This window comes from Allobosea sp., from assembly GCF_051860145.1.
GTDB lineage: Bacteria > Pseudomonadota > Alphaproteobacteria > Rhizobiales > Beijerinckiaceae > Allobosea.
In genome coordinates this window covers 92,542-104,000 of sequence record NZ_JBHYEM010000017.1, presented here as the reverse complement: position 1 = coordinate 104,000, position 11,459 = coordinate 92,542, and the positions used below count along the sequence as shown (strand labels likewise).

At 67.5% G+C, this 11,459-nt stretch carries 9 protein-coding genes; 7 read left to right on the top strand and 2 right to left on the bottom strand.

The genetic code is table 11. From position 1 onward, the window contains the following. The 6 genes from priA to ACTIF2_RS21975 all read left to right on the top strand — a co-directional run. Positions 1-1,307, top strand: a 1,307-nt coding sequence (gene priA, locus ACTIF2_RS22000; protein ID WP_439499257.1) for a replication restart helicase PriA, incomplete at its 5' end; no start/stop codon positions are given. 211 nt (positions 1,308-1,518) lie between these two features. Next, complete coding sequence (locus tag ACTIF2_RS21995) at positions 1,519-2,091, top strand: F0F1 ATP synthase subunit delta (protein ID WP_439499256.1); 573 nt, start codon at positions 1,519-1,521, stop codon at positions 2,089-2,091. Then, positions 2,091-3,620, top strand: a complete 1,530-nt coding sequence (atpA, locus tag ACTIF2_RS21990; protein ID WP_439499255.1) for a F0F1 ATP synthase subunit alpha — start codon at positions 2,091-2,093, stop codon at positions 3,618-3,620. The genes ACTIF2_RS21995 and atpA overlap by 1 nt, the downstream gene beginning before the upstream one ends. Positions 3,621-3,716: 96 nt before the next feature. Then, entirely contained in the window at positions 3,717-4,586 is an 870-nt protein-coding gene (locus ACTIF2_RS21985) for a F0F1 ATP synthase subunit gamma (protein ID WP_439499254.1), read from the top strand. Positions 4,587-4,658: 72 nt separating this feature from the next. Continuing rightward, entirely contained in the window at positions 4,659-6,155 is a 1,497-nt protein-coding gene (gene atpD / locus ACTIF2_RS21980) for a F0F1 ATP synthase subunit beta (protein WP_439499253.1), read from the top strand. A gap of 104 nt (positions 6,156-6,259) precedes the next feature. After that, complete coding sequence (locus ACTIF2_RS21975) at positions 6,260-6,676, top strand: F0F1 ATP synthase subunit epsilon (RefSeq protein ID WP_439499252.1); 417 nt, start codon at positions 6,260-6,262, stop codon at positions 6,674-6,676. A gap of 82 nt (positions 6,677-6,758) precedes the next feature. Here the strand turns inward: ACTIF2_RS21975 and ACTIF2_RS21970 are convergent, their stop codons facing one another. Further along, entirely contained in the window at positions 6,759-7,064 is a 306-nt protein-coding gene (locus tag ACTIF2_RS21970; protein ID WP_439499251.1) for an ArsR/SmtB family transcription factor, read from the bottom strand. A gap of 91 nt (positions 7,065-7,155) precedes the next feature. Between ACTIF2_RS21970 and ACTIF2_RS21965 the strand changes: the two genes are divergently transcribed. Next, complete coding sequence (locus ACTIF2_RS21965) at positions 7,156-8,256, top strand: NADH:flavin oxidoreductase/NADH oxidase (protein ID WP_439499250.1); 1,101 nt, start codon at positions 7,156-7,158, stop codon at positions 8,254-8,256. 53 nt (positions 8,257-8,309) lie between these two features. Here ACTIF2_RS21965 and putA read toward each other — a convergent pair whose 3' ends face one another. Next, positions 8,310-11,429, bottom strand: coding sequence for a bifunctional proline dehydrogenase/L-glutamate gamma-semialdehyde dehydrogenase PutA (putA, locus tag ACTIF2_RS21960; RefSeq protein ID WP_439499249.1), 3,120 nt, complete (start codon positions 11,427-11,429; stop codon positions 8,310-8,312). Positions 11,430-11,459: the final 30 nt, after the last annotated feature.

Genomic DNA, 11,459 nt, shown 5'->3' with positions numbered 1-11,459 from the left:
AAGCGAAGGTGGTGGCGGGCGCGCGCTCGGCGCTGTTCCTACCCTATCAGGACCTCGGGCTCATCATCGTCGATGAGGAGCACGAGGCCGCCTACAAGCAGGAGGACGGCGTCAGCTACCATGCCCGCGACATGGCGGTGGTGCGCGGCATGATCGAGCATGCGCCGGTGATCCTGACCTCGGCGACGCCGTCGCTGGAGACGCGCGTCAATGCCGAGCGCGGGCGCTATGCCTATCTGAAACTGCCGGAGCGCTTTGGCGGGCGCGAGCTGCCGGCACTCGACCTCGTCGACCTGCGCCGTGACAAGCCCGAGCGTGGGCGCTGGATCTCCGGCGCGCTGGCCAGGGCGATCACGGTCAACCTGGAGGCGAAGGAACAGTCGCTGCTGTTCCTGAACCGCCGCGGTTATGCGCCGCTGACGCTCTGCCGCGATTGCGGCCATCGCTTCCAGTGCCCGAACTGCTCGGCCTGGCTGGTCGATCACCGCTTCCGGCGGGCCCTGGTCTGCCATCATTGCGGCCATGTCGAGCGCCGGCCACATGAATGCCCGTCCTGCCATGCGCCGGAAAGCCTGGCCGCTTGCGGGCCCGGTGTCGAGCGCCTGGCGGAAGAGGTGGCGACGCTGTTCCCGCAGGCGCGCTCGATCGTGCTGTCCAGCGATTTTCCGGGCGGGACCGAGCGGCTCAAGCAGGAGCTGATGGCGGTCGCCGATGGCGAATTCGACATCGTCATCGGCACTCAGCTCGTCGCCAAGGGCCATAATTTCCCGGGCATGACGCTGGTCGGGGTGATCGATGCCGATCTCGGCCTGACCTCGGGCGATCCGCGCGCGGCCGAGCGCACCTTCCAGGTGCTGCGGCAGGTCACGGGCCGGGCGGGCCGGGGCGAAAGGCCGGGCCGGGCCTTGCTGCAGACCCATGACCCGAGCCATCCCGTGCTCAAGGCCCTGGTCTCCGGCGACCCGGAGCGGTTTTATGCCGCAGAGACGGCCTCGCGCGAGGCGGCGGGACTGCCCCCCTTCGGGCGGCTGGCGGGGCTGATCATCTCCGCCAACAGTCAAGGAGAGGCGGAAAGCCATGCCCGCGCGCTCGCGCGATGCGCGGCCGCGCCTGACGGTGTAGCGGTGCTGGGGCCGGCAGAAGCGCCTCTTGCGGTGCTGCGCGGGCGCCATCGCATGCGTTTGATCGTGAAAACGACGCGCGAGGTGAATCTGCAGGACTATCTGCGCGCCTGGCTGAAGAGCGGGCCGCGGCCGAAGGGTTCGGTGCGGGTCCAGGTCGATGTCGATCCGCAGAGCTTCCTGTGAATGCAGGGCGCCCGTGCCGAAAACGGCCCGGTTGATCGCGATCTACGGATTGCGCCCCCCAAAACCACATGCTAGTGCACCGCCACATTTCGGGCGGAAAGTCGTACTCCCGCGCTTCTCGCCCGTCGGAAACATCGCAGCGCCAGGACGATGCACTCCACCTTCGCGCAGAAGGTCGCCGGTGCGGTCCGTTGAACGAGAGATGTCGAGCGTGGCTGAAGGCGGATCGCAGGATCAGACATTGGTTTCGGGCGTCGCCGGGCGTTACGCCACGGCGCTCTTCGAACTGGCCAGCGAGGCCAATGCCATCGACGCGGTGTCGGCCGATCTCGACAGCTTCAGCGCCATGATCGCCGAGAGCGACGACCTGAAGCGCCTGATCTCCAGCCCGGCCTTTTCCGCCGAGGAGCAGGTCGCCGCGATCAAGGCGCTGCTGGCCCAGGCCAAGATCACCGGCATCGCCGGCAATTTCATCGGCTTCGTCGCCAGCAAGCGCCGGCTGTTCGCGCTGCCGGGCATGATCCGGGCCTATCGCGGCCTCGTCGCCGAGGCCAAGGGCATCGTCAGCGCCGAGGTCACGGTCGCCGAGGAGCCGACGGCCAAGCGCCTCGACGAGATCCGCGCGACCTTGAAAGAGGTCGCCGGCAGGAATGTCGATGTCGCGATCAAGATCGATCCGGCGATCATCGGCGGGCTCATCGTCAAGATGGGCTCGCGCATGGTCGACGCCTCGCTGAAAACCAAGCTCAATTCAATTCGTCTTGCCATGAAAGAGGTCGGCTGATGGAAATCCGCCCCGCTGAAATCTCCGCTATCCTGAAGGCCCAGATCAGCAATTTCGGGTCGGAAGCCTCCGTCACCGAGGTTGGTCAGGTTCTCTCCGTCGGCGACGGCATCGCCCGCGTCTACGGCCTCGACAAGGTCCAGGCCGGTGAGATGGTCGAGTTCGAGAGCGGCGTGCGCGGCATGGCGCTCAACCTCGAGACCGACAATGTCGGCGTCGTCATCTTCGGTTCCGACCGCGAGATCATGGAAGGCCAGACGGTCAAGCGCACCGGCGCGATCGTCGACGTGCCGGTCGGCAAGGAGCTGCTCGGCCGCGTCGTCGACGCGCTCGGCAACCCGATCGACGGCAAGGGGCCGATCAAGGCCAAGGCCCGCTCGCGCGTCGACGTGAAGGCGCCCGGCATCATTCCGCGCAAGTCGGTGCACGAGCCGATGGCGACTGGCCTCAAGGCGATCGACGCCCTGATCCCGATCGGCCGCGGCCAGCGCGAGCTGATCATCGGCGACCGCCAGACCGGCAAGACCGCCGTCGCGCTCGACACGATCCTGAACCAGAAGGCGCTGAACGAAGGCACGGACGAGGGCCAGAAGCTCTACTGCGTCTATGTCGCGATCGGGCAGAAGCGCTCGACCGTCGCCCAGTTCGTGAAGGTGCTCGAGGAGCGCGGCGCGCTCGAATACTCGATCGTCGTGGCGGCCACCGCCTCCGACCCGGCCCCGATGCAGTTCCTGGCGCCCTTCGCCGGCTGCGCCATGGGCGAGTATTTCCGCGATAACGGCATGCATGCCGTGATCATCTATGACGACCTGTCGAAGCAGGCCGTCGCCTATCGCCAGATGTCGCTGCTGCTGCGCCGCCCGCCGGGCCGCGAGGCCTATCCGGGCGACGTGTTCTATCTCCACTCCCGCCTGCTTGAGCGCGCCGCCAAGATGGGCGATGCCGCCGGCAACGGCTCGCTGACGGCGCTGCCGGTCATCGAGACCCAGGCGAACGACGTCTCGGCCTATATCCCGACCAACGTGATCTCGATCACCGACGGCCAGATCTTCCTCGAGACCGACCTGTTCTACCAGGGCATCCGCCCGGCGGTGAACGTCGGCCTCTCGGTGTCGCGCGTCGGCTCGGCCGCGCAGACCAAGGCGACCAAGAAGGTCGCCGGCAAGATCAAGGGCGAGCTCGCCCAGTATCGCGAGATGGCGGCCTTCGCCCAGTTCGGTTCCGACCTCGACGCGGTCACCCAGCGCCTGCTCAACCGCGGCGCGCGCCTGACCGAGCTCCTGAAGCAGCCGCAGTTCTCGCCGCTGAAGATGGAAGAGCAGGTCGTGGTGATCTATGCCGGCGTCAATGGCTATCTCGACCCGCTGCCGGTCAACAAGGTGCGCGAGTTCGAGGACGGGCTGCTGGCGCTGGTGCGCGGCAAGCATGCCGGCCTGCTCAACGAGATCGGCTCCTCGAAGGATCTTTCGGACGCGAACGGCGCGAAGCTGAAGGACATCGTCGAGGCTTACGCCAAGTCGTTCGCCTGATCCGCAGGCATCATGGTCGGGCTCGCCCGACCAAGATCGAGGTTCAAGACGTGGATGGTCGACGCAAGGTCGACCATGACGGGGTGAGAGCGCCAAATGCCTTCTTTGAAGGACCTTAGAAACCGCATCGCTTCGGTCAAGGCGACGCAGAAGATCACCAAGGCCATGCAGATGGTCGCGGCCGCGAAGCTGCGCCGGGCCCAGGCCGCGGCGGAAGCGGCGCGTCCCTATGCCGAGCGCATGGAGACGGTGCTGGCCAATCTCGCCGCCGGCGTCTCCGGAGACGGCGCGCCGAAGCTGATCGGCGGTACGGGCTCCGACCAGGTGCAGCTGCTCGTGGTCTGCACGGCCGAGCGCGGCCTCTGCGGCGCCTTCAACTCCTCGATCGCGCGCCTGGCGCGCGACAAGGCGCTGGCGCTCAAGGGCGAAGGCAAGACGGTCAAGATCATCTGCGTCGGCAAGAAGGGCTACGACATCCTGCGTCGGCAGTTCGAGAAGGACATCATCGAGCTGATCGACCTGCGCGCCTTCAAGCAGGTCGGCTTCGCCAATGCCGAGACCATCGCCCAGAACATCCTGGCGCGTTTCAATGCCGGCGAGTTCGATGTCGCGACGCTGTTCTTCTCGAAGTTCAAGTCGGTGATCTCGCAGATCCCGACGGCCCAGCGCATCATTCCGGCCGAGATCCCGTCGGACATCAAGACGACCGAAGCGGTCTATGAATACGAGCCCGACGAGACCGAGATCCTCGAGGCCCTGCTGCCGCGCAATCTCGCCGTCCAGGTGCTGCGCGCCATTCTCGAGAATGGCGCATCCGAACAGGGCGCCCGCATGTCGGCGATGGATTCCGCCACGCGCAACGCAGGCGAAATGATCAAGAAGCAGACGCAGCTCTACAACCGCTCGCGTCAGGCGATGATCACCAAGGAACTGATCGAAATCATCTCCGGCGCGGAAGCGCTGTAACCGCCTGAAAGGCCTGCGCGGCTGAATGTCCGCAGGTCGTCCGCAAAGCTGAACGCTCATCGAGGTTCGACCATGGCCAAAGCCGCAACCAAGACCACCGCAACCAAGACTCCCGTCACCAAAGCCGCCAAGAGCGACGCCAAGCCCGCCAATACCGGCACCGGCCGTGTTGCGCAGGTCATCGGCGCCGTCGTCGACGTGCAGTTCGACGGCGAGCTGCCGCAGATCCTGAACGCGCTGGAGACCCAGAACCTCGGCAACCGCCTGGTCCTGGAGGTCGCCCAGCATCTCGGCGAGAACACGGTGCGCTGCATCGCGATGGACTCGAGCGAAGGCCTCGTCCGTGGCCAGGCCGTCACCGATACCGGCGCGCCGATCGCGGTTCCGGTCGGCGACGAGTGCCTCGGCCGCATCATGAACGTCATCGGCGAGCCGGTGGACGAAGCCGGCCCGATCCGCACCAAGGATACCCGCGGCATCCATCAGCCGGCTCCGAGCTATGCCGAGCAGGCGACGGAAGCCCAGATCCTCGTCACCGGCATCAAGGTCGTCGATCTGCTGGCTCCCTACGCCAAGGGCGGCAAGATCGGCCTGTTCGGCGGCGCTGGCGTCGGCAAGACCGTGCTGATCATGGAGCTGATCAACAACGTCGCGAAGGCCCATGGTGGTTATTCGGTGTTCGCCGGCGTCGGCGAGCGCACCCGCGAGGGCAACGACCTCTATCACGAGATGATCGAGTCGGGCGTGAACAAGAAGGGCGGCGGCGAGGGCTCGAAATGCGCCCTGGTCTACGGCCAGATGAACGAGCCTCCGGGCGCCCGCATGCGCGTCGCGCTGTCGGGCCTGACCGTCGCGGAAGACTTCCGCGACCGTGGCCAGGACGTGCTGTTCTTCGTCGACAACATCTTCCGCTTCACGCAGGCCGGCTCTGAAGTGTCGGCTCTGCTCGGCCGCATTCCTTCGGCGGTGGGCTATCAGCCGACCCTTGCGACCGACATGGGCAACCTGCAGGAGCGCATCACCACCACCAACAAGGGCTCGATCACCTCGGTGCAGGCGATCTACGTGCCGGCGGACGACCTGACCGACCCGGCGCCCGCGACCTCCTTCGCCCACCTGGACGCCACGACCGTGCTCTCGCGCTCGATCGCGGAAAAGGGCATCTACCCGGCGGTCGATCCGCTCGACTCGACCTCGCGCATGCTGTCCGCCGCCATCGTCGGCGAGGAGCATTACGCGGTGGCCCGCCAGGTCCAGCAGATCCTGCAGCGCTACAAGGCCCTGCAGGACATCATCGCGATCCTGGGCATGGACGAGCTCTCGGAAGAGGACAAGATCTCGGTCGCCCGCGCCCGCAAGATCGAGCGCTTCCTGTCGCAGCCCTTCTTCGTCGCCGAGGTCTTCACCGGCTCGCCGGGCAAGCTCGTCGCGCTCGAAGACACGATCAAGGGCTTCAAGGGCCTGGTCGAGGGCAAGTACGACCACCTGCCGGAAGCGGCCTTCTACATGGTCGGCTCGATGGACGAGGCGGTCGAGAAGGCCCAGCGCCTGGCCGCCGAGGCGGCGTAAGCAGCGTCATTCTCGGGCTTGTCCCGAGAATCTCCTGACGAGCACGCTGGTTTTCGAGATGGTCGGGTCAAGCCCGACCATGACGAGCCGGGGAGAGAGTAGAAATGGCCACCTTCAAGTTCGAACTCGTCTCGCCGGAGAGCATCCTGTTCTCGGGAGAGGTCGTCAGCGTCATCGTGCCGTCGGTAGAGGGCGAGATGACCGTGCTCGCCGGCCATGCGCCGGTGGTGGCGACGCTGAAGCCCGGCATCGTGCTGGCCCAGACCGATGCCGGCAACGGCAAGGAATTCTTCGTCGGCGGCGGCATCGTCGAGGTCAACCCGACGGCGCTGACCATCCTCGCCGAACAGGCCCGCTTTCTCGAGGATGTCGACACCGCCGTGCTCGACGCCGAGATCCTGACGGCCGAGACGCGCCTGGCCGCTGCGCCTGAAGACGAGGCGGAGCAGCGCCGCCTGCACGACCAGCTCGTGCAGCTCAAGGAGTTCAAGGGCGTGTTCCAGGACCGCAAGACGAACTGATCGCCTCATACGTCCTGAATGACCACAAGGGCCGCGCAAGCGGCCCTTTTTTCTTGCGGGCTCGCCGACGATCGCCGGCAGCTCAGGCCCCGCGTTTGCCCAGGATGCAGGCGAGAAGGCCAGGAAAGCGGTGGTCGATATCGTCCTGCCGCAGTGCGTTCATCCGCGTCGCCCCCTCGTTACGGGTGCGGATCAGTCCGGCCTCGCGCAGCACGCGGAAATGGTGGGAGACGCTGGATTTCGGCCTGTCGCCTTCGAGCGCCTGGCAGCTCGCCTCGCCCTCGGCTGCGAGACGCCGGACGATCTCGAGCCGGATCGGGTCGCTGAGCGCGTGGAACACGTCCTCGAGCGCGATATCGTCCAGGGCGGGCAGGCGGGCATGTCGCATGAGGCGACCCTATCACGAAAATTGTGAATTGCAAAAGTTCGAAAAATATCGAACTATCGAATAAAGCAATGTCAGTTTTTGGAGTTCATCCATGCCCGGTTTGTTCGATCCGTTCGATCTCAAGAGCGTCACATTGCGCAACCGCATCGTCGCATCGCCGATGTGCCAGTATTCGGCCGAGGAAGGCGTCGTGAACGAGTGGCATCGCGCCCATCTCGCCGGCCTGGCGCGGGGCGGTTCCGGCCTCGTCGTGATCGAGGCGACGGGGGTGTCGCCGGAAGGGCGGATCACGCCCGGCTGCCTCGGTTTGTGGAACGATGCGCAGGCGGCGGCGCTGGCGCCGGCGGTTGAGGACATCCGCAAGGCCGGGGCGGTCGCCGGCATCCAGATCGGCCATGCCGGGCGCAAGGCCAGCGCGAACAAACCCTGGGAGGGCGACGATCATATCCCGGAGAGCGACCCGCGCGGCTGGGAGACGATCGCCCCCTCCGCGATCGCCCAGGGCGGCCATCTCGGCCGCGTTCCTCGCGCCATGACGAAGGCCGATATCGAGCGCGTGCAGCGCGATTTCGTCGCTGCCGCCGAGCGGGCGCGCGATATCGGAATCCAGTGGCTGAAACTGCATTTCGCGCATGGCTATCTGGCGCAGAGCTTCCTGTCGCGACATGCCAACCAGCGTGAAGACGCGTATGGCGGCAGCTTCGAGAACCGCAGCCGCTTCCTGGTCGAGACGCTTGCCGCCATCCGCAAGGTCTGGCCGGAGGACCGCCCGCTCTCGGCGCGGCTCGGCGTGATCGAATATGACGGCCATGATGAGGAGACGGTTGCCGAGGCCATCGCGCTGGTGAAGCGGCTGAAGGCGGAGGGGCTCGATTTCATCGATGTCAGCGTCGGCTTCTCGACGAATACGGCGAAGATCCCCTGGGGGCCGGCCTTCCTGGCGCCGGTGGCGGAGCGCGTGCGGCGCGAAGCCGGCCTGCCCGCCTCGACGAGCTGGTTCATCAGCCGGCCCGAACAGGCCGACGCGATGGTGCGCGAGGGCAAGGTCGATCTCGTCACGCTCGGCCGGCCGCTGCTGGCCGATCCGCATTGGCCCTACGCCGCCGCGCAGGCGCTCGGAGTCGCGGACGCGGCCTGGAAGACGCTGCCGGCGCCCTATGCGCACTGGCTGTCGCGCTACCGCGTCGCCTGAGCGGGGAGCGGCCTGAACAAAGGCGGGTGAATGAAGGGCGAGGCGCCCTTCGTTCATTCCTCCATCGCGATCAGGCTGGCATTGCCGCCGGCGGCGGCCGTGTTGATCGTCACGGTCTGCTCGGTCGCGAAGCGCGGCAGGTAATGCGGCCCGCCCGCCTTGGGCCCGGTGCCCGAGAGGCCGTGGCCGCCGAAGGGCTGCACGCCGACGACGGCGCCGATCATGTTGCGGTTGACATAGACATTGCCGGTCGAAAGCCGCGCGGCGACACGCTCGACCGTGGTCTCGATGCGCGAATGCACGCCCAGCGTCAGGCCGTAGCCGGTGGCGTCGATGGCGTCGATCACCTTGTCGAGCTCGCCCGCCTTCCAGCGCACGACATGCAGGATCGGCCCGAAATGCTCCTGGGTCAGATCCTTGACGGCGTCGAGCCTGATGACATGCGGCGCGACATAGGTGCCGCCGAGTGCGGGCGTCTCGCCGGCCCATTCGACGCGGCCGAGCTTGCGCATCGCCGCGACATGGGCATCGAGCCGGTCCTTCGCCGCAGCGTCGATCACCGGGCCGACATGGACATCGACGAAGCGCGGGTCGCCGAGCTTCAGCTCCTTGCCGGCGCCGGTGATCATCTCGAGGATCTTGTCGGCGACATCCTCCTGCAGCACGAGCAGGCGCAGGGCCGAGCAGCGCTGGCCGGCCGAGCGGAAGGCCGACATCACGACATCATCGGCGACCTGCTCTGGCAGGGCGGTGGCGTCGACGATCATGGCGTTGAGCCCGCCGGTCTCGGCGATCAGCGGCACGATCGGGCCGTCCTTGGCGGCGAGCGCGCGATTGATGGCGCGCGCCGTCGCGGTCGAGCCGGTGAAGGCGACGCCGGCGACCGCCGGATGGGCGACGAGCCGCGCGCCGACCTTGCCGTCGCCCGGCACCAGATGCAGGGCCGACGTCGGGATGCCGGCCTCGTGGAGGAGGCGGACCGTGACCGCGGCGATCAGCGGCGTCTGCGGCGCCGGCTTGGCGACGACGCTGTTGCCGGCAACGAGCGCGGCCGCGACCTGGCCGGCGAAGATCGCCAGCGGGAAGTTCCAGGGCGCGATGCAAAGGAAGGGGCCGCGGCCGCGCAGGATCAGGCGATTCTCCTCGCCGGTCGGGCCGGGCAGCACTTGTGGCGTGGCGAAATGGGCCTCGGCCTCGGCGGCATAGTAGCGGCAGAAATCGACGGCCTCGCGGACCTCCGAGATGGCGTCGTCGAGGGTCTTGCCGGCCTCGGCCTGGAGCAAAGCGAGCAGCAGGCCGCGCCGCGCCTCCATCAGGTCGGCGGCCTTGCGCAGCGCTGCCGCGCGGGCGCGGGCCGGGGTGCGGCTCCAGGCGTCGAAGCCCGCCCTGGCCGCGAGCATGGCGCGGTCGGCCAGCGCGTCGTCGGCTTCGCTGACGCTGCCGATTGGCCTGGCGTCGATCGGCGACAGGACCGGGCGGGCCGTGCCGCCCGCCGGCTTGCCGTCGATGATCGCCGCCGCCTCGGGGAAGGGCTTGATCGCGGCGGCTGTTATCTCCTTTTCGAGACCCGCGAGGCTTTCGGCGTGGCCGAGCTCGGTGCCGGCGGAGTTCTTGCGAGAGGCGCCGTAGAGATCGGCAGGAAGCGGAATGCGGCGATGCCGCGCGGCCGCCGGGTTGCCGATGATGTCGGCCGGCGACACGAGCAGCTGCGCGACGGGCACGTCCGGATCACCCGAGACGCTGACGAAGGAGGAATTGGCGCCGTTCTCGAGCAGGCGACGCACGAGATAGGCGAGCAGATCCTGGTGGCCGCCGACCGGCGCATAGGTGCGGCAGGCGAAGCCGGCATCCTCCTGCAGCAGCTTCTCGTAGAGCGCCTCGCCCATGCCGTGCAGACGCTGGAATTCGAAGCCTTCGGTATTCCCAGCCATCTCCGCGACCGAGGCGACGGTCAGCGCATTATGGGTGGCGAACTGGGGAATGATGCGCGGGCGCAAGGCGAGAAGCTGCGCGGCGCAGGCCTCGTAATTCAGGTCGGTCATCGCCTTGCGGCTGAAGACCGGGTAATCGGCAAGCCCGCGCTCCTGGGCGCGCTTCAGCTCTGTGTCCCAATAGGCGCCCTTGACGAGGCGGACCATCAGGCGGCGGTCATGCGCCTCGGCCAGCGCCGCGATATGGTCGATCACCGCCGAGGCGCGCTTCTGATAGGCCTGGATGGCGAGGCCGAAACCGTCCCAGCCGGCGAGCGAGGCATCGGCCATCACCGCATCGATGACGTCGAGCGAGAGCTCGAGCCGGTCGGCCTCCTCGGCGTCGATGGTGAAGTTGAGGTCGTAGACCTTGGCCCTGCGGGCGAGCTCGACGACCTTGGGCACGAGCTCGCTCAGCACGCGCTCATGGTTGGTCGCCTCGTAGCGCGGGTGCAGAGCCGAGAGCTTGACCGAGATGCCGGGCCGGTTCGGCAGCGGCTCGTTGCCGGCCGAGCGGCCGATCGCATCGATCGCAGCGGCGTAGGAGGCGAAATAGCGGTCGGCATCGGCTTGCGTGCGCGCGCCTTCGCCGAGCATGTCGAAGGAATAGCGGTAGAGCTTGCCGCTGCCCGAACGGGCGCGCTTCAGCGCCTCCTCGATGGTCTGGCCGAGCACGAAATGATTGCCCATGACGCGCATCGCCTGGCGGGTCGCCGTGCGCACGGCCGGAAGCCCGAGGCGCTTGGAGAGATTGCCGATGATGCTGGTCGGCGTCTCGCCGGGCTGGATGATGCGGGCGGTGACGCCGAGCGCCCAGGAGGAGGCCGAGATCAGGAAGGCGTCGGACTTGGCCTCGTGATGGGCAAAATCGCCCTGGCCGAGCTTGTCTTCGATCAGCCGGTCGGCCGTGGCGGCATCGGGCACGCGCAGCAGCGCCTCGGCCAGCACCATCAGCGCGAGGCCCTCCTTGGTCGAGAGCGAATATTCGCGCAGCAATTCCTCGATGCCGCCGAAACCGACCTTGCGGGTGCGGATCGCATCGATCAGCCCGGTGGCGCGCTCGTCGATCCGGGCCTTGGCCGCAGGTTCGCGCCTTGCGCCGGCGAGCAGCCGCGCCGCGATCGTCGCGTCGTCTTCGGCATAGGGCGCGCGGAAGGCTGCGGGTGCGGATGAAGCGACCGGGCGTGGGGCGGGAGCGGCCATGGAAGGGTCCATATCAGGGAGCGGGATGAT